At 76.1% G+C, this 22632-nt stretch carries 21 protein-coding genes and 3 tRNA genes; 15 read left to right on the top strand and 9 right to left on the bottom strand.

The genetic code is table 11. The annotated features are described in order from the left end of the window. Window position 1: 1 nt before the first annotated feature. From K1J57_RS22705 to K1J57_RS22695, 3 genes are read right to left on the bottom strand one after another with little or no spacing between them, the layout of a single operon-like run. On the bottom strand, window positions 2–1042 hold the full coding sequence (locus K1J57_RS22705) for an ArsO family NAD(P)H-dependent flavin-containing monooxygenase (RefSeq protein WP_220560637.1): 1041 nt from the start codon (window positions 1040–1042) through the stop codon (window positions 2–4). Then, window positions 1039–2118, bottom strand: coding sequence for an ACR3 family arsenite efflux transporter (arsB, locus tag K1J57_RS22700; RefSeq protein ID WP_220560636.1), 1080 nt, complete (start codon window positions 2116–2118; stop codon window positions 1039–1041). Before arsB ends, K1J57_RS22705 begins: the two co-directional genes overlap by 4 nt. After that, window positions 2118–2429, bottom strand: a complete 312-nt coding sequence (locus K1J57_RS22695; protein WP_220560635.1) for a helix-turn-helix transcriptional regulator — start codon at window positions 2427–2429, stop codon at window positions 2118–2120. Before K1J57_RS22695 ends, arsB begins: the two co-directional genes overlap by 1 nt. A 93-nt stretch (window positions 2430–2522) precedes the next feature. On the opposite strand from K1J57_RS22695, the gene K1J57_RS22690 reads away from it, so the two are divergent. Then, window positions 2523–2933, top strand: coding sequence for an arsenate reductase ArsC (locus K1J57_RS22690; protein WP_220560633.1), 411 nt, complete (start codon window positions 2523–2525; stop codon window positions 2931–2933). A gap of 13 nt (window positions 2934–2946) precedes the next feature. On the opposite strand, the gene K1J57_RS22685 is transcribed toward K1J57_RS22690, so the two are convergent. Both K1J57_RS22685 and K1J57_RS22680 read right to left on the bottom strand, forming a co-directional pair. Further along, window positions 2947–4890: a primary-amine oxidase gene (locus K1J57_RS22685; RefSeq protein WP_220560632.1), complete on the bottom strand. Its 1944-nt coding sequence runs from the start codon at window positions 4888–4890 to the stop codon at window positions 2947–2949. Between the two features lie 93 nt (window positions 4891–4983). Next, the gene (locus K1J57_RS22680) at window positions 4984–6441 is read right to left on the bottom strand and encodes an aldehyde dehydrogenase (protein WP_220560631.1); all 1458 of its coding nucleotides are present in this window, start codon (window positions 6439–6441) and stop codon (window positions 4984–4986) included. Between the two features lie 177 nt (window positions 6442–6618). On the opposite strand from K1J57_RS22680, the gene K1J57_RS22675 reads away from it, so the two are divergent. Beyond that, window positions 6619–7539 (top strand): AraC family transcriptional regulator, encoded by a 921-nt coding sequence (locus K1J57_RS22675; protein ID WP_220560630.1) that lies wholly within the window; start codon window positions 6619–6621, stop codon window positions 7537–7539. A 28-nt stretch (window positions 7540–7567) separates the two neighbouring features. Here the strand turns inward: K1J57_RS22675 and K1J57_RS22670 are convergent, their stop codons facing one another. Together K1J57_RS22670 and K1J57_RS22665 are read right to left on the bottom strand one after the other, a co-directional pair. Next, on the bottom strand, window positions 7568–8032 hold the full coding sequence (locus K1J57_RS22670; protein WP_220560629.1) for an SRPBCC family protein: 465 nt from the start codon (window positions 8030–8032) through the stop codon (window positions 7568–7570). A gap of 145 nt (window positions 8033–8177) precedes the next feature. After that, window positions 8178–8978: an SAM-dependent methyltransferase gene (locus K1J57_RS22665; RefSeq protein ID WP_220560628.1), complete on the bottom strand. Its 801-nt coding sequence runs from the start codon at window positions 8976–8978 to the stop codon at window positions 8178–8180. 230 nt (window positions 8979–9208) lie between these two features. Between K1J57_RS22665 and K1J57_RS22660 the strand changes: the two genes are divergently transcribed. Beyond that, on the top strand, window positions 9209–9982 hold the full coding sequence (locus K1J57_RS22660) for a DNA polymerase beta superfamily protein (RefSeq protein ID WP_220560627.1): 774 nt from the start codon (window positions 9209–9211) through the stop codon (window positions 9980–9982). Between the two features lie 251 nt (window positions 9983–10233). On the opposite strand, the gene K1J57_RS22655 is transcribed toward K1J57_RS22660, so the two are convergent. Continuing rightward, window positions 10234–11088 (bottom strand): Ran-binding zinc finger domain-containing protein, encoded by an 855-nt coding sequence (locus tag K1J57_RS22655; protein ID WP_220560626.1) that lies wholly within the window; start codon window positions 11086–11088, stop codon window positions 10234–10236. 227 nt (window positions 11089–11315) lie between these two features. On the opposite strand from K1J57_RS22655, the gene K1J57_RS22650 reads away from it, so the two are divergent. The 7 genes from K1J57_RS22650 to K1J57_RS22620 all read left to right on the top strand — a co-directional run bounded on the left by K1J57_RS22650 (window position 11316) and on the right by K1J57_RS22620 (window position 16329). Beyond that, entirely contained in the window at window positions 11316–12068 is a 753-nt protein-coding gene (locus K1J57_RS22650) for a hypothetical protein (protein ID WP_255646512.1), read from the top strand. Window positions 12069–12237: 169 nt separating this feature from the next. Next, the gene (locus K1J57_RS22645; RefSeq protein ID WP_220560625.1) at window positions 12238–12432 is read left to right on the top strand and encodes a hypothetical protein; all 195 of its coding nucleotides are present in this window, start codon (window positions 12238–12240) and stop codon (window positions 12430–12432) included. A gap of 184 nt (window positions 12433–12616) precedes the next feature. Further along, window positions 12617–12802, top strand: coding sequence for a hypothetical protein (locus tag K1J57_RS22640; protein WP_220560623.1), 186 nt, complete (start codon window positions 12617–12619; stop codon window positions 12800–12802). A gap of 15 nt (window positions 12803–12817) precedes the next feature. Further along, window positions 12818–13402: a MauE/DoxX family redox-associated membrane protein gene (locus tag K1J57_RS22635; protein WP_220560621.1), complete on the top strand. Its 585-nt coding sequence runs from the start codon at window positions 12818–12820 to the stop codon at window positions 13400–13402. Then, a complete protein-coding gene (locus K1J57_RS22630; RefSeq protein ID WP_220560620.1) occupies window positions 13399–13947 on the top strand; it encodes a hypothetical protein in 549 nt (182 codons plus the stop codon). The genes K1J57_RS22635 and K1J57_RS22630 overlap by 4 nt, the downstream gene beginning before the upstream one ends. Further along, on the top strand, window positions 13937–15862 hold the full coding sequence (locus K1J57_RS22625; protein WP_255646511.1) for an ABC transporter ATP-binding protein: 1926 nt from the start codon (window positions 13937–13939) through the stop codon (window positions 15860–15862). Before K1J57_RS22630 ends, K1J57_RS22625 begins: the two co-directional genes overlap by 11 nt. After that, entirely contained in the window at window positions 15859–16329 is a 471-nt protein-coding gene (locus K1J57_RS22620; RefSeq protein WP_220560619.1) for a S26 family signal peptidase, read from the top strand. The genes K1J57_RS22625 and K1J57_RS22620 overlap by 4 nt, the downstream gene beginning before the upstream one ends. 123 nt (window positions 16330–16452) lie before the next feature. Here K1J57_RS22620 and K1J57_RS22615 read toward each other — a convergent pair whose 3' ends face one another. Next, the gene (locus K1J57_RS22615; protein WP_220560618.1) at window positions 16453–18303 is read right to left on the bottom strand and encodes a BTAD domain-containing putative transcriptional regulator; all 1851 of its coding nucleotides are present in this window, start codon (window positions 18301–18303) and stop codon (window positions 16453–16455) included. A 222-nt stretch (window positions 18304–18525) separates the two neighbouring features. Here K1J57_RS22615 and K1J57_RS22610 point away from each other — a divergent pair. From K1J57_RS22610 to K1J57_RS22590, 5 genes are all read left to right on the top strand, one after another. After that, a tRNA-Met gene (locus K1J57_RS22610) sits at window positions 18526–18598 on the top strand. An 18-nt stretch (window positions 18599–18616) separates the two neighbouring features. Then, a tRNA-Ser gene (locus tag K1J57_RS22605) sits at window positions 18617–18689 on the top strand. A gap of 40 nt (window positions 18690–18729) precedes the next feature. Next, window positions 18730–18802 (top strand) — tRNA-Glu (locus tag K1J57_RS22600). Between the two features lies 1 nt (window position 18803). After that, window positions 18804–21113 (top strand): transcriptional regulator, encoded by a 2310-nt coding sequence (locus K1J57_RS22595; RefSeq protein WP_220560617.1) that lies wholly within the window; start codon window positions 18804–18806, stop codon window positions 21111–21113. A 157-nt stretch (window positions 21114–21270) separates the two neighbouring features. After that, complete coding sequence (locus tag K1J57_RS22590; protein WP_220560616.1) at window positions 21271–22278, top strand: phosphatidylinositol-specific phospholipase C; 1008 nt, start codon at window positions 21271–21273, stop codon at window positions 22276–22278. The last annotated feature ends 354 nt before the right edge of the window (window positions 22279–22632 follow it).

The following is a 22632-nucleotide window of genomic DNA, read 5'->3' as shown; positions in this document are numbered from 1 at the left end:
GTCAGGGGCCCTGCTCCAGGGAGCGGACGATCTCGGCGACGGCGGTCTTGGCGGTGCGGCCCGCGCCGATGAGCGTCGCCGAGACCGGGCCCGTCCAGTCGCCGTAGCCCAGCAGGTGCAGCCGCGGCTCGGCGCGGGAGCGGTTGCCCCGGACCCCGACCCGGCCCCGGTCGTCGAGCACCCCCAGCGGGGCCAGGTGGTCCAGCACCGGGCGGAAGCCCGTGCACCACAGGACCGCGTCGAAGTCGGCTGCGGTCCCGTCCGCCCAGACCGCGCCGGTGCGGGTCAGCCGCTCGAACATCGGCTCGGCCTTGAGGACTCCGCGGTCGCGGGCCTCCCGCACGCTCGGCACCATGACAATGTCCCCGGGCGGCCGCTCGGCCGTCCCGTCGAGCACCCGGCGGGTGGCCCCGGCGAACAGGGCGCGCCCGTCCAGGCCGTCGGGCATGAGGCGGGGCGGCCGGGCGGTGACCCACGTGGTGTCCGCGACCCGGGACAGCTCGGCGAGGATCTGCGCCGCCGAGTTGCCGCCGCCCACCACGGCGACCCGGCGCCCGGCGAGCGCCTCGGGGCGGCGGTAGTCCACCGTGTGCGGCTGCTGGCCCGCGAAGGCGTCCCGGCCGGGCACGTCGGGGACGTACGGGGCGCGCCAGGTGCCGGTGGCGCTGACGACGTGGCGGGCGGTCCAGTCGCCGTGGTCGGTGCGCACCCGCAGGGCGCCGTCGGCGCGCTCGACCGCGACCGCCCGGACCGGCCGGCGCACGGGCAGGTCGTAGCGGCGCTCGTACTCGGACAGGTACCACGCGACGTGCGCGGCCGAGGGGTACTCCCGGCCGGGCTCCTCGGGCATCCACCAGCCGGGCAGCATGCTGTGCCCCGCCGGGGAGAACAGCCTCAGCGAGTCCCAGTACTCGGGCCAGGAGCCGCCGGGGCGCCCGGCGGCGTCCAGGATCACGAAGTCCGCCTTCGCCCGGCGCAGGAAGTACCCCGCGGCCAGGCCGGCCTGGCCGCCGCCGATGACCACCACGTCCGCGGCGCTCATCGGGGCCCCGGGGCGAAGCGCCCGCGCAGGGCGAGGGACACGTACACCAGGCCGACCAGCACGGGCACCTCGATCAGCGGCCCCACCACACCCGCCAGCGCCTGCCCGGAGGCCACGCCGAAGGTCGCCACGGCCACCGCGATGGCCAGCTCGAAGTTGTTGCCCGCGGCGGTGAACGCCAGCGTGGTGGTGCGCCCGTAGTCCATGCCCAGCGCCCTGCCCAGGGCGAAGGTGCCGAACCACATGAGGACGAAGTAGGCGAGCAGCGGCAGGGCGATGCGCGCCACGTCCAGCGGCCGTTCGATGATCCGGTCGCCCTGGAGGGCGAACAGCAGCACGATGGTGAACAGCAGCCCGTACAGGGCCCACGGGCCGATCCGCGGCAGGAACGCCGACTCGTAGCGTTCCCGCCCCATGCGCTTCTCGCCGACGCGGCGGGTGAGGAACCCGGCCGCCAGCGGGACGCCGAGGAAGATCACCACGTTGAGCGCGATCAGCCACGGGGAGGCGTCGAGCCCGCCGGTGTCCAGGCCCAGCCACCCGGGCAACAGGTCCAGGTAGAACCAGCCCAGCAGGCCGAAGGCCAGCACCTGGAAGACCGAGTTCAGCGCGACCAGGACGGCGGCGGCCTCCCGGTTCCCGCAGGCGAGGTCGTTCCAGATGATCACCATGGCGATGCAGCGGGCCAGGCCGACGATGATCAGCCCGGTGCGGTACTCGGGCAGGTCCGCCAGGAAGATCCAGGCCAGGGCGAACATCACCGCGGGGCCGACGACCCAGTTGACCACCAGGGACGAGAGGAGCAGGCGCCTGTCCCGGGTGACGGTGCCGAGGCGGTCGTAGCGGACCTTGGCCAGCACCGGGTACATCATGACGAGCAGGCCCAGGGCGATGGGCAGCGAGATCCCGCCGACCTCCAGTGCGGCCAGCGCCTCGTCCAGGCCGGGGACCAAGCGGCCCAGCCCCAGCCCGGCGGCCATGGCGAGCAGGATCCACACGGCCAGGAACCGGTCAAGGAAGGGGAGCTTCGCGACGACGGCCGGCCCGGCCTGCGGGGTTCCGTCCAGGCGTGTCATCAACAGGCCCGCTTCCGGTCGGCCGCGCCCGTGGCGCGCGCGGTGGCGGCCACCCGCGCCAGGTCGGCGGAGAGGGCCTCCAGGCGTTCGGGGACCAACCGGTAGTAGGTGAAGCGGCCGCAGGGCTCGGTCTCCACCAGACCCGCCTCGCGCAGGACGCGCAGGTGGTTGGACAGGTTGGTCTGGCGGGCCCCGGTCTCCTCCATGAGGTGGGTGGTGCACAGGGTCTCGCGGGACAGCAGGGAGAGGATCCGCGTCCGCAGGGGGTCGGCGAGCGCCTTCAACAGGTCAGCGTCGACTGATATCAGCATGCACTGATATTATCCCGGCACCGGACGCGCCCGCCCCGGACACCCGGGGGCGGCCCGGCCGACCTCCACCGAGACGAAACGGGAAGTCCCACCATGACCTCCGACGACAGGCCGTCCGTGCTGTTCGTGTGCGTGCACAACGCGGGCCGCTCCCAGATGGCCGCCGCCTGGCTGGCCCACCTGTCCGAGGGCCGGATCGAGGTCCGCTCGGCCGGGTCCGCGCCGGCCGACGCCCTCAACCCCGCCGTGGTCGAGGCCATGGCCGAGGTCGGCATCGACATCACCGGCCAGCGGCCCAAACTCCTCACCACCGACGCCGTCGAGGCCTCCGACGTGTGCGTCACCATGGGCTGCGGGGACACCTGCCCCTTCTTCCCCGGCAAGCGCTACCTCGACTGGGAGCTGCCCGATCCCGCCGGGCGGGGCGTGGACGCGGTGCGCCCCATCCGCGACGGGATCCGCGAACGCGTGGAGGCGCTCATCGGGGAGCTCCTGCCCCGCTGAGCGCCTCCCGGCGTCAGTGGCAGCGGCCCCCGTCCGGGTCCTGTGCGGCGCAGTGCGCGGAGGCGCTCGGCGGGACGTCCAGCGTGGGGTTGCGGTCGAAGAACCCGACCGGCCGCAGCCGGAACCCGGTGCGGTCCACCGGCATGACCGGCCAGTCCTCCGGACGCGGCGCGTGGGTCAGCCCGAAGGTGTGCCACACCACGACGTCCCGCCCGTCGATGGCCCGGTCGTCGGCCGTGAACGCGGGCAGACCCGCCCCGCCCGGGTGCCGGTTGACCAGGTCGCCCGCCGGGTAGCGCTCGTCCTCGTCGTGCGCGGTCACCCACAGGTGGCGGGTGGCGAAGGCCGCCCGGGCCGCCACCGACGACGACGGGTCCGCCAGCAGCACCGGCTTCCCCTCCGGGTGCAGGGCGTAGGCGACCGGCCGGCCCAGGTGGTTGCGCACCCGCGGGTTGGAGATGTGCCAGACCCGGTCCACCGACGCGTCGGCCGCGCGCCGCGCCTCCAGTTCGGTGGCGAGCACCGTGCGCTTCTGGGCGAAGGCGTTGCCGCGCGGGTTGTCCGGCCCGACCGGGACGCGGACGGCGTCCACCTCCTCCACCCGGTGCGTCGTCCCGTCCACGTTCATGTCCAGCCGCGCGCAGAACAGGTGCTGGTGCAGCGGCGCGCCCAGCCCCGGGGCGACCTCGGAGGCGTAGGGGTAGTCCCCGCCCGGGTACGCGCTGGTGAACACGATGCCGGTGGCCTTGGCCTCGAACTCGATGGTGCCGTCCAGGTACAGGTACCAGAAGAAGCCGTAGTCGTAGTTGCCGACGGTGGTGAAGAACGAGACCACCATCCGGCGCTGGCGCCGGGTCTCGGAGGAGCCCGCCCACAGGTCGGTGTGCTTCCACAGCACCCCGAAGTCCTCCTCGTGCAGGCACACCGCGTTGGGCAGGGTCCGGGGCGCGCCGGACTCGTCGGCGATGACCGCGTCCATGTAGGTGATCTCGCCCAGGCAGTCGCAGCCCAGCCGGAGCGCGTTGGCGTAGCGCCCCACCATGTACTCGCCGGTGTCGAAGTAGTTCTGCCAGGACCGCACCGGGGACGGGTCGCCGTAGGGGACGACCATCTCGGCGATGGACGCCCGGTGCACGACCGGCCGGTCGCGGCCCCTGTCCCGGTCGTGGAACGACACCCGGTGCAGGACGAGGCCCTCCCGGGCGTCGAACCCGATCCGCAGCGACCAGTTCTCCCAGGTGAGCAGGTTGCCCTCCAGGGTGAAGCTCGGCCCCTGCGGCTGGGTGATCTCGATGGGGCGCTGGGTGGTGCGGTGCGGTCCGGTCACCGCCGGGTCGGTGTAGTTCCCCGACACCGACGGCACCGGGACCGGGCCGAAGTCCAGCACCCGGTCGACCCTCCCCGCCAGCACGTCCACGTAGGCGACCAGGCCGTCGACGGGGTGCGCCCAGGCGTGGTCGGCCGCGTGCTCCTGCACGAAGGCGAGCCCGCGCAGGATGCGGCGACCCCTCTCCTCGGGGTACTCGTCGTCGTAGACGCCCGCGGACAGGGGGGCCACGCGCACGGTGGCGGGGTCCAGGCCGCGGTCGCGCAGGGCCGACAGCCAGCGTTCGTCGGCGGACAGGACCCGCTCGACCAGCTCGAACTCCTCGTCCAGCACGGGCGGCTGCCCGTCCTCGGCCGGGTCCAGGACCCGTTCGGAGTCGACCCGGCCGCGGGTGAGGGAGACGACGAGGTCGCGGGCGGTACCGGTGCCCACGTCCAGCAGCAGGACGCGCACCCGGCGCTCCACCGGGTCGCCCGGGGTGTACGCGAGCAGGACCTCCTTGGCGGGTTCGGCCAGCCCGGTGTACACGAACCGGGTGGTGTCGGTCAGGTGCCCGGCACCGGCCAGCAGATCCCGGGCGGCGGTGATCTCCTCCGCGGTGAGGGCGTCGAGGGGGTGGTGGTCGCTCATGGCGGTCCTGGGTCCTTCCGGGTGAGGGGAACGGGACGGTGTCGGGGCGCGGGGGCGGGGCGTCCGGCCCCGGCGGCGGGTCTGCCGCGGGTCTCAGGCGAGGCTGGTCCAGATGCTCTTGACCTGGGTGAACGCCTCGATGGCGGACCAGCCCATCTCGCGGCCCAGACCCGAGTCCTTCATCCCTCCCCAGGCCGCGGCGGCGTCGAGCATCGGGGGCATGTTGATCCACACGGTCCCGGCCCTGACCCGGGCGGCCAGCCGGTTGGCGGTGCCGATGTCGCGGGACCAGATCACCGCCGCCAGCCCGTACCGGCTGTCGTTGGCGCGGGCGGCCAGCTCGTCGGGGTCGTCGTAGGGCAGCACCGACAGGACCGGGCCGAAGATCTCCTCGCGGGCGATGCGCATGCCGTCGGTGACCCCGGAGAACACGGCCGGGCGCACGAAGTACCCGTCCCCGTCCTCCAGCGGTGCGCGGTCGTGCAGGTGGGCGCCCTCCTCCCGGCCGATCCGGACGTACTCCTCGGCGCGGTCGCGCTGCTCGGCGGAGACCAGCGGCCCCAGCCGGGTGGCGCCGTCCAGGCCGTGGCCGAGCTTCATCGAGGCCGCCCCGGCGGCGAGCTTCTCGGCGAACTCGTCGTGGCGGGCGGCGTCCACGTAGAACCGGGTGTAGGCGGCGCACACCTGCCCGGAGTTGAGCAGGCCGCCCATGAGGTTGCCCGCCACGGCGGCGTCGATGTCGGCGTCGGCGGTGATGATGGACGGCGCCTTGCCGCCCAGCTCCAGGGACACGCGCTTGAGGTCGCGCCCGGCCCCGGCGGCGATCTCCCGCCCGACCTCGGTGGAGCCGGTGAAGGACACCTTGGCGACGTCGGGGTGGGCGACGAGGGCGCGGCCCACCTCGGGGCCGCCGGTGACGACGTTGACGACGCCGTCGGGGAACCCGGCCTCGCGGACCAGGGCGGCCAGGCGCAGGGTGGTGAGCGGGGTCTGCTCGGCGGGCTTGACGACCACGGTGTTGCCGGCGGCCAGGGCGGGGGCCAGCTTCCACACCAGGATCATGAGCGGGAAGTTCCACGGCGTGATGAGCGCGCAGACGCCCAGGGGTTCGCGGCGGGTGCGGTAGTCCACGTCGGGGACCGACAGCGGGGCGGTGACGCCGGTGATCTTGGTGACCCAGCCTGCGTAGTAGCGCAGGTGCTCCACGGCGTTGGGCACCGAGAAGCCCGCGCTGACCGCCAGCGGCTGGCCCTGGTCGGTGGTCTCCAGGGCGGCGAACGCCTCGGCGTCGGCCTCCAGCAGGTCGGCCAGGCGCAGCAGCAGGCGGGCGCGGGCCGCCGGGAGCAGGCCGCCCCAGGCGTCGGAGCCGAAGGCGCGGGCGGCGGCCGCGACGGCGGCGTCCACGTCGGCGGCGGTGGCCTCGGGGACCTCGGCGATGACGCCGCCGGTGGCGGGGTCGACGGTGGCGCGGACGGCGCGTCCGGCGGCGGGGACCGGGGCGCCGTCGATGAGCATGTCGGTGTGCAGGTCGGGGTGGCGGTGCTCGGCCATGGGGCGTCCCTTCGTCGGTTGGGGCGTGAGCCTAGGCACAGTGGTGGCGAGCTGGTCTCCGTTCTGCGCACGGGCGGTCGCCGTTCCGTGCACGGCGCCCGCTCCGCCCGGCCTGTGCTTGTCCGGGTTTCCGTGACCGGGCTAACATCCGGTCAGGACGCGGGGAGGGAGCAGGGCGTGGAGGGAGCGCAGGCCACCGACCGGCTCGACCGCTTCGAGGCGGAGGCGTCCCGGGCGTTCGCCCCCCTGCGCATGCGCCGGGCGGACGAGCGGCCGTTCCGGGGCTCGTTCGCGAGCACCCGCGTGGACGACGTGGTACTCACCCGGATCACGGCCGCGCCGGTGCTGGTGCGGCGCGAGCCGTCGTCCATGAGCTCCACCGACCCGGAGCTGTTCAAGGTCGCCTGGCACGTGTCGGGGCGGGCCGGGGTGGCGCAGAACGGGCGCGAGTGCCTGCTGTCCCCCGGCGACCTGGTGGTCTACGAGACCGGACGCCCCTACGAGCTGCCGTTCTGGGAGCCCTACGACACCGTCGTGATGGGGGTGCCGCCGCGCCTGTTCGGGGCGCACGCCGCGGTGCTGCGCCGGCGGACGGCCGTCCCGGTGCGGGCGGGCCGCGGGCTGGGCGGGGTGGTGGGCGCGCTGTTCCAGGGGGTGTCCGGCGGGGCCGCGGCCGACCTGGGCGCGGGCGGCCGCCACCACCTGGCGGCGGCGCTGGTGTCACTGGTGTGCGCGGCGTTCGCCGACGCCGCCGCCGCGGCGCAGGACGAGGACCCCTGGGAGCGGATCCGGGCGTACTGCCTGGCGAACCTGTCCGACCCGGGGCTGTCGGCGGAGTCGGTCGCCCGGGCGCACGGGATCTCGACCCGCTACCTGTACAAGCTGTGCGCCGAGCGCGGGTTCGCCCCGGGCCGGTGGATCCGCGGCGAGCGGCTGTCCCGCATCCGCCGCGACCTGGCCGACCCGGCGCTGGCCGACCGCGGCGCGGCGGCGATCGCGGCCCGCTGGGGCGTGCTGGACGCCGCCCACCTGGGGCGGATGCTGCGCGCGGAGTTCGGCGAGACCGTCCCGGAGATCCGCGCCCGCGCCCGCCCCTGAGCCCCGGGGGGCGCCCCGGATCCGGGGGTCAGCGGGGTTCGACGAAGGCGGCCAGCTGGGCCAGGGAGGAGGCGAGCCCGGCCGCGTGGTCCTCGGCGGAGATGCCCGGCGGGACGTCCTCGGCGGCGACGGTCACCACGGTGCCGCCGCCGTCGGGGGCGAGCGCCCAGGTCATCGTCATGGTCCCGGCGAAGGCGGGGTCGTCGGAGTCGAACACCGCCTTCTGGACGACCCGCTCGCCGGGGACGAGGTCGGCGAAGCCCACCTCGACGACGTCGGTGTCCGCGTCGGTCTTGCCGCGGCCCGGCTCCCGGTAGGTGAGGGTCAGCCGGAAGCCGCCGCCCGGGCGCGGGTCGAAGTGCTCCATCCGGCCGGTCATCCCCTCGGGGGGCAGCCACCGCTCCAGCGCGGCGGGGTCCAGCAGGGCGCGGTAGACGTCCCCGGGCGGGGCGGCGATGCGCCGCTCCCCGCGGTCGACGCGCTTCTCGGTCATGGCGCTCCCCCGTTCGTGCGTGCCCCGCCACCCTCCCACGCCCTACCGACGGTTCCGGGCCCCGGCGGGGGCGGCCCGCCGCGCCGGGGGCGCCCCGGCCCCGGCCGGGTGCGCGGTCCCGCCCTGCGGGCGGGACCGCCGCGGGTCACTTCTTGCGGCCGACGCCGCCGTACTCGGCGACCGGGCGCATCTCGCCGATCTCCGTCTCCAGGGGGCGCCACAGCGAGCAGGAGACCACGCCCGGCTCCAGCAGCTCCAGGCCGTCGAACAGCGCCTCGACGTCCTTGGCGGTGCGGACGGTGAGCTTGGGCGTGCCCTTCTCGTTCCAGGCGGCGGCGACCTGGTGGGCGCGCTCGCGGTCGATGTCGTCCACGGGGTGGGAGACCACCAGGAAGCTGCCCGGGGCCAGGGCCTCCAGCAGGGTGTCCAGGACGTTCCGGACCTCGGCGTCGTCGTCGATGAAGTTCACCACGCCGAGCAGCATCAGCGCGACCGGACGCGACAGGTCCAGGGTCAGGGCCGCCTTGGCGAGGATGCCCGCGGGGTCGCGCAGGTCGGCGTCGATGTAGTCGGTGACGCCCTCGTCGGTCCCGGTGAGCAGGGCGCGGGCGTGGGCGAGCACCAGCGGGTCGTTGTCCACGTAGACCACGCGCGCGTCCGGGGCGATGCCCTGGGCCACCTCGTGGGTGTTGTTGTGGGTGGGCAGGCCGGTGCCGATGTCGAGGAACTGGCGGATCCCCTCCTCCTCGGCGAGATAGGTGACGGTGCGGACCAGGAAGGCCCGGTCGGCGACCGCGTTGTCCACGATCTCGGGGAAGAACGAGCGGATCTGCTCGCCCATCTCGCGGTCGACCGGGTAGTTGTCCTTGCCGCCCAGCCAGTAGTTCCAGATGCGGGCGTTGTGGGGGATGGTGGTGTCGATCTTGGGGGGAGTATCGGAGGTCACGTTCCTTCTTCCTGTCCGGGAGCGGCGCCGGGACGCCGTTCGCGCGATATGCCGCCCAGTAAACGGTTCCGGGGCCCCGCGGGCAAGTACCGACGGTCCCTCGACTCACATTCTTCAAATATTTCGCATTAAGGACATGCGCCCCCTGTCGGGATGCCCGGTGCGAAAATCACGGGCGGCCCCGCCGCCCGGCCGGTAGTTTTCCGATGACCCCACCCTTGGAGCCGCCCGTGAAGCACGCGTCACCCGAGTTCGCCGAGATCGCCGCGAAGCACACCGTCCTGCGCTGCCAGGTGGGCTCCGGCGTCCACGGACTCGGCCTCCCCGGCCAGAACGACCGCGACGAAATGGGGATCTGCGTCGAGCCCCCCGAGTACGTCATCGGCCTGCGCGGGTTCGAGCAGTACATGTACCGCTCCCAGGACGACCACGTCCGCTCCGGGCCCGGCGACCTCGACCTCACCGTGTACTCGCTGCGCAAGTGGATGCGCCTGGCCCTGGACGGCAACCCCACCGTCCTGCTGCCGCTGTTCGTGCCCGAGGACGAGATCGTCGGGATCACCGACACCGGACGCGACCTGCGCTCCCGGGCCGACCGCATCGTGTCCCGCAGCGCCGGGCGGCGGTTCCTGGGCTACCTGCGCGCCCAGCGCGACCGGTTGGAGGGCACCCGCGGCGGCAAGCACACCAACCGGCCCGAGCTCGTCGAGCAACACGGGTTCGACACCAAGTTCGCCTATCACATGGTCCGGCTGGGCCTCCAGGGCGTGGAACTGATGGAGACCGGCCGCATCACCCTGCCCATGCCCGCGGACGACCGGGAGTGGCTGCTCGCCCTGCGCCGCGGCGAGCACACCAGGGCCGAGGCTCTGGCGCGCGCCGGCGAGCTGGAGGAGCGGCTGGCCGCCCTGTGCGAGAGCGCCGACCTGCCCGAGGAGCCCGACACCGCCTGGGCCGACGCCTGGCTGGTGGACGCCTACCGGAGGTCCTGGGACCGGGGGTGAACGCACAGGTCGCGACGGGCGCCCCGGCGCGGCGGTCCGCCGAGGGCGGGATAGGCTGGCCCACCGTAGAGGTACACGCCGGGTGAGTGCCGGCAAGGAACGTGAGGAAGCCCCACCGTGATCGGAACCATCGCCTTCGTGCTGATGTGCGTGAGCCTGTCGATGATGATCGTCTCCGGTCTCATCGCCACGCTGATCAAGACCCGCTAGGGCGTGCGTCCGGGCGCGCCCCGCGGGGTGCGCCCGCCGCCTCACCGCCCGGGATCGACCTCCACGAGGTCGTGGCGGGCCAGCTCGGTGCCGTCGCCGCCGATGACCGCGACCCGGCCGCCGGAGATCTCGTAGCGGGTCTCCCCCGCCTGTGCGGTGTATCCGTCCCCGTCGCGCCGCGCGGGGACCACCATGGGCTCGCCGGTGCCGTCCAGGAACTCCCCGAAGTAGTACAGGTCCCCCGTGCCGTCGGCGCACAGGACGATCCGGTGCCGCGAGGTCTCGTAGGACTCCACCAGCGGCCCGTCCCCCGAACCGGGGATGAGCTCGGCGACCCGGTCGGGGCAGGGCACCTGGGCCGCGGGGCCGGACGGGGCCCTGTCGGGCCCTTCACCGTCGGGCCACCACCAGAGCGCGACGGCGGCCAGCCCCAGGGCTCCGAGCGCGAGCGCCCGCACCGTTCCGGGCGGTACCCGCGGCCGGTCGCGCGAGCGCCCGCCCACCACGGGCAGCGGCTCGGTCACCGGCTCCCGTCCCCCTCCGCCGGGGTCGGACGCGCCGCCGTCCTCGGCGGGCACGGAAACGTCGGGCACGGGTGCGGCGGGAACCGGCACGGCGGGCGCCGTCGGGAGGGGTCCGGCCGGGCCGGGCCCCAGAGCCGGGCTCCGGAGCGGCAGGCCGGGGGGTTCCACCACACGGACCGGGGGCGGGTCCTGCGCCGCGAGCGGCGGCGGGACCGGGGCGTGGAACGCGTCGGCCCCCACGGGTTCGGCCAGCAGGTCCGCCGGGCCCGCGGGACGGGCCGCCGTGCGGACGGTGTCGCACACCAGGCAGGCCCGGACCGCCGCCTCGTTGGGAGCGGCGCAGACGCCGCACCGCCAGTCACCTTCCGCCAAGGGTGCCCTCCCCCGCTCGGCCCCACCGTACGCCGTCGGATCCCGGAGCGTGCCGTGTTCCCGGAATCCGCGCGCTCGGGAGGTACCCCCGCAGGACACGGGGAACCCTCCCGAAACCCCCGTCACCGCGGCCGGTCCCGGCCGCCCCGCGCCCCTTACCGTCCGTCCCGGGAACCTCACCGCCGGGGACATGGACGCGTCCGCGCAGGCCGGACATCCTCGAAGGCATGGCCCGGAACCCTGTTCGCGCCCGCCCCTGCGACGGTCCCACCCTCCGCGGCGGCCGCTGCCGCCGTCCCCGCCTGGTCCCGCCCTGCTCCGACCACACCCCGCACGCCCTGTCCCGCCGGAGCTCCCCGGGGCCGTGGGCGCGCCGCCCGGTCCCCCTGCGCGCGCCGCGCCGCAACGGCCCCCGGCTGAGCGCCCTGCTCCCCACCGCCTGGCCGTCCGCCGCGGACTCCCCCGGCAACGCCGAGCGCGTGCGCCGCTGGCTCACCCCGCGCGCCCGCGCCGCCCTGGACTGCTTCGCCTCCCTGCTCCCCGCCCCGTGCCGGCACCGGGTCTGCTCTCCGTCGCACCGCGCCGACTGCCCGACCCTGGAGGCCCTGGCCCGGGCCTGCGAGTCCCCGGCCGCCGTCGCCGCCGGCGCCCTCCCCCGTATCGCCGAGGACGGTTTCGCCGACCTGCGGCCCACCCCCGAGCACCGCGTCGCCCGCGCCCTGGCCCGGGCCAAGCAGGAGCAGCTGGGCCTGCGCGCCTTCGCCCCCGGGGCCGCCGTCGAGCGCCCCGCACCGCACCTGGCCGACCTGGCCCTGTCCCTGCGGCTGCTGGGCGTGCTGGCCTGCGCCGTGCAGGGCCGGGCCCGCTGGTGCCCGGCCCTGGCCGCGCTGCTGGACCGGGGACCGCTGCCGGACCCGACGGCGGTGTTCGCGCTGGCGACCCGGTTCTCCACCCCCTACGGGCTGGAGTCGAGCGCCTGAGCGGCCCGGCCCTCCCGGCGGTCCGCCCCCTCCCGACCGCCCTTCCAGGGCGTGTATCCGGCGTGTATCCGGTTTATCGCCGCCGTTCGTAGCGTTGCGCACCACCCCTCGGGCCGTATCCGGCCCGGGGGGGCGTCCCGACCGCGCACCTTCCCGGAAAGGCATCACCGTGCTCCGAACCCTCGGAACCGCCGGCGACCGGCTGCTGTCCCGCCTCGTCCCGCGCGCCACCGCGTCGGCGAGCTACTGCTGGTGGCAGTACGCGCCCATCAGCAGCCCGTGCATCCGCCGCTCCTGCTGCAACGTCCCCGGCAGCGGAGGCACCAACGGCGCCACCGTCTGCTCGCCCTACCGCCCCTGCTGACCCGGACCCGTCGGCCGCACCCGCTCCCGGCCCGCGCGTGGCACGCGGCCAGCCGATGTATCGGGGATGTATCCGGTTTATCGGCCCCGTGCCTAGCGTGGCGCGCAGCCGTCGCCGCCCCGTCCGGCCCTGTGGCCGGGCGGGGCGGCGGACGACGGTCCCACCGCATCCCGAGGAGCCCCCCATGCTCGAACGACTCGCCTCCGTGAGCGACCGGCTGCTGTCCCGCCTCGTCCCCCGGGCCCGGGCGTCGGCCGTGGTCTGCTGGTACGAGTACCTCCCGATCAGCAGCCCCTGCTACCGCCGGTACTGCTGCACCGGCAGCGGCATCCCCGGAGGCTCCTACTGCACGGGGTACAGCGCCTGCTGACCGGGCGGGACACCCGTGTTCTCCCTCTTCTCCCTCCTGGTCGCCGCCCGGACGCTGCTGGCCGTGGTCCTGGCCGCCTCCGTCCTGGGCAAGCTGCGCGGCCGCTCCGCACGGCGGGACTTCGTGTCCGCCGTGGAGCGCCTGGCCCCCGCCCGGGCCGTCAGGGCGCTGACCCCGCCCGGCGGCCCCCGCCGGGCGGGGGCCCGCGCCGCGGCGGCCGGTGTCCTGGCCGCCGAGGCGGCGACGGTCGCGCTGCTGGTGTCGGCGCCCGCCGCCGGCCTCCTGTGCGCGCTCGTGCTGCTCTCCGCCTTCACGGCCGCCCTGGTCGGAGCGCTGCGGCGGGGGGACCGCGCCCCCTGCGCCTGCTTCGGCGCCGCGGGGCACCCGATCCGCCCGGCCCACGTGGTCCGCAACCTCCTCCTGGCCGGCGCCGGTGCCGCCGGCCTGGCGGCGGCCGCCCTGGACCCGCAGCCCGCCGGGGCCGCCGCCGCGGCGGTCGCCACCGCCGCCGGGGCGGCCGCGGCCCTGCCGTTCCTGCTGCTGGACGACCTCCTCGACCTGTTCACCCCTCTCAGACCCGGGAATCGGACCTCACCATGACCGTCGTCGCCCTCGCCGCCGCCGTCCTGGCCGTCGCGCTGTGCCTGCTCGACCTCCTCCTGACCGTCGGTGTCATCCGCAGACTCAAGGAGCACACCGAGCTCATCCGGAACCTGTCCACCGCCGGGATGCCCGACCGGACGGTGCTCGCCCCCGGGGAGCGCTCGGCGCCCTTCACCGCCACCGCCGAGGACGGCGGGACGGTGGGCACCGACTCCCTGGCCGACCCCACCCTGGTCGCGGTCTTCTCCCCCGGCTGCGGGGCCTGCGCCGAACAGCTGCCCCTCTTCTTCGACCGCGCCGCCGCCTTCCCCGGCGGCCGCGGCGACGTCCTGGCCGTCCTCGCCGGGTCCCCCGGGGAGGTGGAGGAGGAGGCCCGGCGGCTCGCCCCCGTCGCCCGCGTGGTCGTCGAGGGGGCCGCCGGCCCCGTGGCCGAGGCCCTGGGGGTGCGCGCCTTCCCCGCCTTCCTGCGCCTGGACTCCACCGGACGGGTGCTCGCCAGCGGCTACCTGGCCGCCGACCTGGACGAGTCCGTTGCGGTCTGACGCGGGGCCGGAGGGGCCCTCCGGCCCCCGGGCCGCCGCCCGCACCGTCGGCTCGGCGTTCGCGCTGGCCTGGCGGGCGGGGCCGCACCTGACCGCCGGGTACGGGCTGCTGGTCCTGGTCCAGGCCGGGGTGCCGGTCGCCACGGCGTGGCTGACCAAGCTGGCCCTGGACATGATCGTCGCCCCCGGCACCCCGGACGGGCGGCTCGCGGCGGTGGCGGCGGGCCTGGCCGCGGCCGGGGTGGTCGTCACGCTGGCCCCGCACGCGGCGCACTACCTGACGATGGAGGTCGAGCGGCGGGTGGCCCTGGTGTCCCAGGACCGCCTCTTCGCCGCCGCCGAACGCCTCACGGGGCTGGCCCGCTTCGAGGACCCCGCCTTCCTCGACCGGCTGCGGCTGGCCCAGCAGTCCGGCGGCCGCACCCCGGGGGTGGTCGTGAACAGCGTGTTCACGATCGCCGGCGGCGCCGTCACCATCCTCGGCTTCCTCGGCTCCCTGCTGGTGGTCAGCCCGTGGATGGCGGCGGCCGTGCTGCTGTCGGCGGTCCCCGCCCTGGCCGTGGAGCTGCGCCTGTCCCGCGGCCGGGCGGCGATGATGTGGCGGATCGGGCCGGTGGAGCGCCGCGAGATCTTCTTCCGCGGCCTGCTGTCCGACGTCCGGGCCGCCAAGGAGCTGCGCCTGTTCGGCACGGCCGGGTTCCTGCGGGACCGGATGGCGCGGGAGCGGCGGACCGCCAACGCCGAGCACCGCCGCATGGACCGCCGGGTGCTGGGCGCCCAGGGCGGCCTGGGCGCGCTGTCGGCGGTGATCGCGGGGGCCGGGCTGGTGTGGGCGGTGTCGGCGGCGGCCGACGGGCGCGTCTCGGTCGGCGACGTCTCGCTGTTCGTCGCCGCGGTCGCCGGGGTGCAGGCCGCGATGGCCGGCGTGGTCCGGGACATCACCATGGCCCACCACGAGCTCCTGATGTTCGGCCACTACCTGGCGGTCGTCGACGGCGGACCGGATCTGCCGGTGCGCGCCGCCGCGCGCCCGGCCCCCGCCCTGCGCCAAGGCATCGAGTTCCGCGACGTCTGGTTCCGCTACTCCCCGGACCACCCGTGGGTGCTGCGCGGCGTCGACTTCACCGTCGGGCACGGGCGCTCGGTGGGGCTCATCGGCGGCAACGGGGCGGGCAAGAGCACCCTGGTGAAACTGCTGTGCCGGATGTACGACCCCGAGCGCGGGGCGATCCTGTGGGACGGCGTGGACCTGCGCGACCTGGACCCGGCCTCCCTGCGCGACCGGATCGGCGCGGTGTTCCAGGACTTCATGGAGTACGACCTGACCGCCGGGGAGAACATCGGCCTCGGGGACGTCGGGGTGCTGGAGTCCGGGGACCGGGCCCCTCTGCGGGAGGCCGCCGAGCGGGCGGGCGCGCACGGGATGGTCGCCGGGCTGCCGCGCGGGTACGACACCCTGCTCTCCCGGCTGTTCTTCGACGGCGGCGCGGACGCCGGAGACGAGCCGGGGGTGCCGCTCTCGGGCGGCCAGTGGCAGCGGCTGGCCCTGGCCCGCGCCTACCTGCGCGGGCGGCGCGACCTGCTGATCCTGGACGAGCCCAGTTCGGGGCTGGACGCCGAGGCCGAGTACGCCGTGCACACCGGCCTGCGCGAGCACCGCCGCGGCAGGACGAGCCTGCTGGTCTCCCACCGGCTGGGGGCGGTGCGCGACGCCGACCTGCTGGTCGTCCTGGAGGGGGGCCGGGTGGCCGAGTCGGGCACGCACGCCGAACTGGTGGCCGCCGGGGGCGTCTACGCCCGCATGTTCGGCCTCCAGGCCCGCGGCTACCGCGAGGACCCGGCCGCGGACGGGCAGGCCGCCGACGAATGGACCGCGGACGGGCAGGCCCCGGACCCGGCGGGGAGCGCGCGGTGACCGCCCTGCTGTCGGTCGCGGCGGCGGTGGCGGCCGCGGGGTGCGTGCTGTGGTGGCTGCGCCGCACGCTGGTGGCCGTGGACGTGTCCGGTCCGAGCATGGCGCCGACCCTGGCCGACGGCGACCGCGTGCTGGTCCGCCGCCGCCGGACGGCCGACCTGCGCGTCGGCGACGTGGTGGTGCTGGAGGTGCCGCGGGGGGCCGGTCCGTGGCCCGCCGGCGCGGACCCCGGCCACCGCTGGATGGTCAAGAGGGTGGCGGCGCTGCCCGGCGACCCGACCCCGGCCGTGTGCGCTCGGGCGGCGGGCGTGGCCCCGGGCGCGCCCGTCCCGCCGGGCCGCATGGTGGTGCTCGGCGACAACGCCGCCCTGAGCGCCGACTCCCGGGTGTGGGGGTACGTCCCCGCCCGGCGCCTCCTGGGCGTGGTCCGGCGCCGCATGGCGCGCCCGCGCACACCCTCCGCCTGAGCGCCCCGCGCCCGCAGGCCGGGCACCGGCCCCGCACACGGCCCCGATCGGGGCCGCTCCCCGGTGCCCGCGGGGCCGCCCGGGACCGCTCCCCCGCCCCCGGAGCGGCCCGGGCGGCCGCCGTCAGACCGCCGGTCCGTCGGAGACCGCCAGGACCGGGCGCGCACCCCGGTGGGGCAGCGCCACGCCGAACCCCCTCCGGAGCCGCGCCCCCTGCTCGGAGGCGTAGAGGCGGAGCAGCCCGGTGACGCGGTAGCGGTTGTCGCCCGCGGGCTCGATCAGGCGGGCGTCGGCCAGGTACCCCAGGGCCGCGGTCGCGGTGACGGTGTCACAGCCCGCCAGTTCCGCCGCCTCCCCGGGCCCGAAGGCACCGGCCGGACGGGCGGCCAGGCGCTCGAAGAGGTCGGCCGCCAACCGCTCGGTGGCGCGGGCGGCGCAGCGCAGCGGGGCGACGGCGCTCGCGAACGCGGCGCGCACCGACCGGTCCGCGCAGACCAGGGCGTCCAGCCGGTGGCGCTCGTCGTCGAGCAGGTCGGCGAACGCCCGCAGCGGCCACTCCCGGCGCGCCTGCAGCCTGCGGCCAGCGATCCACAGCGGGAGCGGCAGGTGGTCGCAGAAGGCGGCGATCCGCGCCGCCGATCCGGGGTCGGCCCCCACGCGCGCGGCCCCGCACATGCGGGCCAGGAGGGCGACCGCGTCGCCGGGCCGCAGCGCGCCGACCCCGACGTGGCCCGCCCCGTCCAGCGCGCTGAGGTGCCTGCGGCTCGTGACCAGTGTCCCCGCCCCCGGCCAGGTGGCCACCAGGGGCCGGACCTGCGCCTCGTCGGCCGCGTTGTCCAGCACGAGCAGCAGGCGCCGTCCCGCGCCGCGCTCGCGCAGCAGGCGCACCCGCCCGTCCACCCCCCGGGGGACGCGGGCCGGGTCCACCCCCAGCCCGTGCAGCAGTTCGGCCAGGACGTCCGCGGGCGTCCGCGGCCTCCCCCCGTGGCCGGAGGCCTCCAGGTCGGCCCACAGCCGCCCGTCCGGGTACCACCGCTCCGCCTCGTCGGCCGCCCGTGCGGCCAGGGCCGACTTCCCGCTGCCCACCGGGCCGTGCACGGCGGCCAGCACCGGCGCGGGCCCCGGGGCGAGCAGTTCGGCCAGGGCGGACAGCTCCGTGTCCCGGCCCACCAGGACGTCGACGCGGGGGACCGGCCGGGTCGCGGCGACCTGCCGCGGGATCGGCGGGACCGGCGGGGGCGACCGGTCGAGGAGGGAGCGGTGCAGCCGGGTCAGCTCCTCCCCCGGGTCGAGGCCCAGGTGGTCGCGGAGCGCCGCGCGGGCGGAGTGGAAGGCGTCCAGCGCCCCGGCGGTGTCCCCGGCGTGATGGAGGGCGAGGATGAGGTTGGCCCACTGGCGCTCGCGCAGGGGGTCGGCCGCGACTCCGGCCCGGAGCTCGCCGACCAGCCCGGCCCCCGCGCCGCGCAGGATCCGGGTCCTGGCCAGGTCCTCGACGGCGGCGCGCCGCAGTTCCTCCAGCGCTTGCAGGCGCGGGGCCAGGTCGAGGGTGCGGGGGACGTCCTCGGCGGCGCCGCCGCGCCACAGGCCCACGGCGGCCGCCAGTTCGTCCTCCGCCCGGACCAGGTCCCCGCCGTCCAGGGCGCTGCGGCCCGCGCGGGCGTGCCCGGTGAAGGCGGTGACGTCCAGTTCGCCGCCCTCGACGCGCAGCAGGTAGCCGGGGTGGCGGGTGAGGATGCGCCCCGGGTCGCCGATCCGCCGCCGGAGCCGGGCCGCGTAGGTGCGCAGGTTGGCCACGGCCGAGCGCGGCGGTTCTCCGTCCCACAGGGCGGTGACCAGTTCGTCCAGCGGCACCACGTGGTTGGGCCGGAGGAGCAGGGCGGCCAGCAGGGTCCGCTGCTTGGTGGTGCCGAGGTCGAGCTCTCGGGGTCCGGCGAACACCTGGGTGGGGCCCAGCAGCCCGAATCGCAGTCCCATGGGTCCTCCAGGGGGGAGGGAGGCGGGGAGCGGTGGCCCGGGGGCAGGACGACCAACTTTGGGAGCGCTCCCAAGCACGTTACCTCTCGTCCAATGCGCCGTCAACAGGGCTTTCTCCGCGCGACACCCCGGCTACGCGGAGCATCGGCCGCGCGGGGCGGAGCCGGGTCCGGAAAAGCGTTTCCCCGTACCGCGCCCCGCGCGCTACGGTTCCCCCATCGACGACGTGTAGCTCAGTCAGGAGAGCGTCCGGCTCATAACCGGGAGGTCGCGGGGGCAGGGCCCGCCACGTCGACGGCCCCGCCAGGGGCGGCGGTACGTAGCTCAATCAGGAGAGCGCCCGGCTTGAGTCCGGGAGGGAGCGGGGGCGGGACCCGCCGTACCGGCCGGCCGACGCGCGCTCCCGACCGCGCGCGTCGGCCCACACGGTGTGTAGCTCAGCCAGCAGAGCGCCCGGCTCTCAACCGGGAGGGCGTGGGGGCGGAACCCACCGCACCGGCATGGACGACACCACCCCCGTACACGCGAACCCCGGGTACCCGGCGAGCCGCCTGCTCAAGGAGCTGGCCACCGCCGCGGCCCACGACGACCCCGCCGTGCGCAGGGCCGCCGAGCGGCGCGCCGCCACCTGGCGCCGGGTCGCGGCGGGCATGGCCTCCGGGCTGCTGTCCGTCGGCTCGCGCACGCCGGTCAGGGGCCTGCCCGCCTGGGTCACCCCCGAGGTCGCGCACGGGGGGTTCGCCACCGGTGAGGCCGCCGCCGGAGGGCCGCTGCGCCCGCACGAGCTGGACCTCGTCCGCCGGCACGGCCTGCGGGAGGACCGCGCCGCCCTGTACGCCCACCACCTCACCGAGGCGGGCCTGGAGCACCTGGGCGCGCTGCTGGACAGTGGCGGCTACGCCGTGGACCAGCCCGAGCAGGCGGCCCTGCTCACCGTGGTGTGGCTGCTGCGCGCGGGCGACACCGCCGCCGCGCTGCGGCTGCTGGCAGAGCTGGACCCCTTCGCCGCGACCCTGTGCCTCACCCCGCGCCCGGCCCCCGTGCGGGACCTGCCGCCGGGCGCGGTGTTCCGCTACTCCGTCCGCGAGGTGCGCGACACCCTGGCCGCGGTGGCCGCCCGGGGCTCCGGGGCGCCCGGCGTCCAGCAGGAGGCGCTGGCGGTGTGGAACCCGTTCGCCGACCGGGTCCTGGCCCACTGGCTGGAGACCGCCGCGGACGGCGGGACCGGGGTGGACGCGCACCGCCCCGACGGGTGGGCCGCGCGCGGCGCCGCCCTGCTCGACGAGTACGGGCGGCTGGCCGCCGAGCACACGCTGTGCACCAAGCACCGCAGGCCCAAGGAGAACCTCGCGATCCTGCTGGCCGCCCTGCGCGAGGCCGTGGACCCGGCCGGGTCCGGCGTGCTCGGGGCACGGCGGCGCGGCCTGCTGCGGTGCGCCGTGGCCGCGATGACCGCCAAGCGCGGCGTCCCCGGTTCCGCCGGGCACGCCGAACTGCGCGCCCGGCAGGCCGGCCAGGCGGCGCTGCCCACCTACGACGTGCTGGCCGCGCTGCTCGCCGAGCGCCTGTCCGCCCTGCCGGAGAACTCCGGGGTGCCCGACCCGGACGCCGCCCTGGCCCCCGTCTCCGCCGCGGAGGCACGGGACTCCGGCGCCGCCGCAGGTTCCGCGATCCCGGGGCCGCTGCGCGCCCGGGTGGAGAAGGCCGTCATCGCCCCGCCGGAGGACCTGGTGGAGCTGGGCGTGGTCCCCTCGGCCGAGGTGCTGGCCGCCCTGGTGCCCGCCCTGGCAGCCGAGGCGCAGTCGGCGGCGGTCGGCGACCCGGCGGCGGCCCGGCTGGTCGCCGCGAACCACGAGGCGTTCGCGCGGCGGCGGTCCCTGCTGCTGCTCCACCTGGCCTCCCAGGTGCGGCAGGGGGAGCTGCCCTGGGTGCGGGAACTGGAGCGCCACCACGGGTCCGCCGAGGTGCGCCGGGAGGCCGCCCGCAGCGTGATCGTCCGGGTGGGCGACACCGCGCTGACCTGCTTCCCCGGGACCATCACGCCGAACCCGCTGGTGAGCGAGCTGAACGGGCTGGCCCGCACCGCCGAGGGGCGGGTGCCGCCGTCGCAGGTGGACTTCCCGTTCGTGGAGGAGCTGGCCTCGGACATCTTCATGGGCACCTTCTCGGCCAAGTTCACCCGGGCCGCCCGGCGGGCCGCCGAGGTGGTCGAGGGGACCCTGTACGCCCGGTACTACGGGATCGACTGCGCCCGGGTGTTCGCACTGGAGGAGAAGCGCTCCGGCGGAGAGCAGACCTTCGCCGGGCTGTGCCGGGAGCGCGCCGGGGACCCGCCCCGGACGGTGCCGGGCAACGGCACGGTGATCGAGCAGGCGCAGATCCTCACCACCCACAACCTGGCGGCGCTGGTCGCGGCCGGGTCCCGGCCGCGGGACGGCTGGGAGGCGGCGGCACGGCGGGCGCACCGGACGACGGTGCGGCTGCTGGGCGCGCTGCCCCGGGTCTATGACGCGCTCGCGCACGTCAAGAACGCGGCGTTCGCCTGGCGGCAGACCGTGTTCCTGCTGTCCCGGTGCACGCCGCGGGAGCAGCGCGCGGTGCTGGCCTGGATGGAGGAGGCCGACCCGCCCTACCACGTGCGCGAGCGGCTGGCCCCGGCACTGGCCGGGCTGCGCGCGGCGGTGGAGGGGCACACCCTCCCGGCCCGCGGCGACGGGGAGGCCCGGCGCTTCCTGGGGTGGACGGTGGGGCGGCACTGGATGCTGGACATCGCCCCCGAGGCGCTCCTCCGGAACCGCCACCGCTTCTGAGGACCGGGCCGGGGGCGCCGTCCGCTCCCTTCGGGGGCGGGCGGGAACGGCGCGCGGTCCCCGGCGCGATAGGGGGATGTGGGGGGCGCCCTCCGCGTGGCAGTGTGGACGGGACCGGGCGCTCCCCCGCGCCCGCCCCCGCGAACGGAGGAACCCCATGCTCCCCGCGTCCGCCCCCTCCCCCTCCCCTGCCCTCCCGGCCCCAGCCCCGGCCGTCCCGCGCCCCTCGCCCCTGTCCCTGGTGTGGTCGGCCCTGGTCACCCTGGTCGTCCTGCCGGGCCTCATGGCCCCCGCCCCGGCCGCGGCCGAGACCGTGGCCGCCGCCGAACCCGCCGGGTGGATGGGCTCCCTGCCCGACGGCACGGGCCTGGCGGAGCTGTCCATCCCCGGCACCCACGACAGCGGTGCCTGGCGCGGCACGGTGTGGTCGCGCACCCAGGACCTGACCATCGCCGAGCAGCTCGACGCCGGCGTGCGCTTCCTGGACGTGCGCACCCGCCACTACCGGGACTCCTTCCCCATCCACCACGGCGCCGAGTACCTGCACCTGAACTTCACCGACGTGGTCGTGGCGATCGACGCGTTCCTGGACCGCAACCCCACCGAGACGGTGCTGATCCGGATGAAGAAGGAGCACACCGAGGAGGAGAACACCCGCAGCTACCAGGAGACACTGGACCACTACATCGAGGAGGACCCCGGCACCCGGGGGATCCTGGGCGAGCGCCTGTGGCGGCCGCCGGCGCAGGGCGGGGCGTACGTGCCGGACCTGGGCGAGGTGCGCGGGCGGATCGTCATCGTGCAGGACTTCGCGGCCTCGCGCGACTACGGGATCGGGTGGAACGGCCCGGCGACGGACATCCAGGACGCCTACCAGGTGCCCACCCTGTTCGACATCCCGGCCAAGTGGGACAAGGTGCGCGCGCACCTGGAGAAGGCGGCGGCGGGGTCGCCCGGGACGCTGTACGTCAACCACCTGAGCGGGAGCGGCGCCCCGTTCGCGAATCCGCGCGAGGTGGCCTGGGGCTTCCTGGGATCGCGGGGGGTCAACACCTACGCGGTCGCCCACCTGCGGCAGGCGCCCCTGGAACGGACCGGGATCGTGGTGATGGACTTCCCCGACCGGGAGCTGATCGACCTGGTCCTGGCCCGCAACACGGGGTGAGCCCGGGGGCGCGCCCCCCGGGGGCCCGGCCCGCCGGGGCCGACCGCCGTCCGCCCTAGGGCACGGCCGGCACCGGCGGGACCGGTGGGATCCGGGGCCCGGGCGGGGCGTCCGTCCACACCGTCCCGCTCCGGACCTCCGGGTCCCGAATGACACCTTACGGAATACGAGGGAGTGAACGTGAACGCTTTTGGAAAACCCGTGGGGCATGAGGGGCTGCTGTGGCCCTTGTCTCGCACTGTCCGTTATCGACGGTGACGGTCCCGGCACTTCCCGACACGACTCCTTCGGCGGCTCCGAAGACACCACCGAGGGTTTGAAAATCAAACCCTCTCGGTTAGGGTGACCGCACAG

Source organism: Nocardiopsis sp. MT53, assembly GCF_019598965.1.
In the GTDB taxonomy this organism is placed as follows: Bacteria; Actinomycetota; Actinomycetes; order Streptosporangiales; family Streptosporangiaceae; genus Nocardiopsis; species Nocardiopsis changdeensis.
This window is presented reverse-complemented; position numbering and strand designations above follow the sequence as displayed.

Bases quoted from the DNA above. Each gene is read 5' to 3' on its own strand.
- K1J57_RS22705 (WP_220560637.1), bottom strand. From the start codon at position 1,042: ATGAGCGCCGCGGACGTGGTGGTCATCGGCGGCGGCCAGGCCGGCCTG.
- arsB (WP_220560636.1), bottom strand. From the start codon at position 2,118: ATGACACGCCTGGACGGAACCCCGCAGGCCGGGCCGGCCGTCGTCGCG.
- K1J57_RS22695 (WP_220560635.1), bottom strand. From the start codon at position 2,429: ATGCTGATATCAGTCGACGCTGACCTGTTGAAGGCGCTCGCCGACCCC.
- K1J57_RS22690 (WP_220560633.1), top strand. From the start codon at position 2,523: ATGACCTCCGACGACAGGCCGTCCGTGCTGTTCGTGTGCGTGCACAAC.
- K1J57_RS22685 (WP_220560632.1), bottom strand. From the start codon at position 4,890: ATGAGCGACCACCACCCCCTCGACGCCCTCACCGCGGAGGAGATCACC.
- K1J57_RS22680 (WP_220560631.1), bottom strand. From the start codon at position 6,441: ATGGCCGAGCACCGCCACCCCGACCTGCACACCGACATGCTCATCGAC.
- K1J57_RS22670 (WP_220560629.1), bottom strand. From the start codon at position 8,032: ATGACCGAGAAGCGCGTCGACCGCGGGGAGCGGCGCATCGCCGCCCCG.
- K1J57_RS22650 (WP_255646512.1), top strand. From the start codon at position 11,316: ATGGCCCGGAACCCTGTTCGCGCCCGCCCCTGCGACGGTCCCACCCTC.
- K1J57_RS22640 (WP_220560623.1), top strand. From the start codon at position 12,617: ATGCTCGAACGACTCGCCTCCGTGAGCGACCGGCTGCTGTCCCGCCTC.
- K1J57_RS22630 (WP_220560620.1), top strand. From the start codon at position 13,399: ATGACCGTCGTCGCCCTCGCCGCCGCCGTCCTGGCCGTCGCGCTGTGC.
- K1J57_RS22615 (WP_220560618.1), bottom strand. From the start codon at position 18,303: ATGGGACTGCGATTCGGGCTGCTGGGCCCCACCCAGGTGTTCGCCGGA.
- K1J57_RS22595 (WP_220560617.1), top strand. From the start codon at position 18,804: ATGGACGACACCACCCCCGTACACGCGAACCCCGGGTACCCGGCGAGC.
- K1J57_RS22590 (WP_220560616.1), top strand. From the start codon at position 21,271: ATGCTCCCCGCGTCCGCCCCCTCCCCCTCCCCTGCCCTCCCGGCCCCA.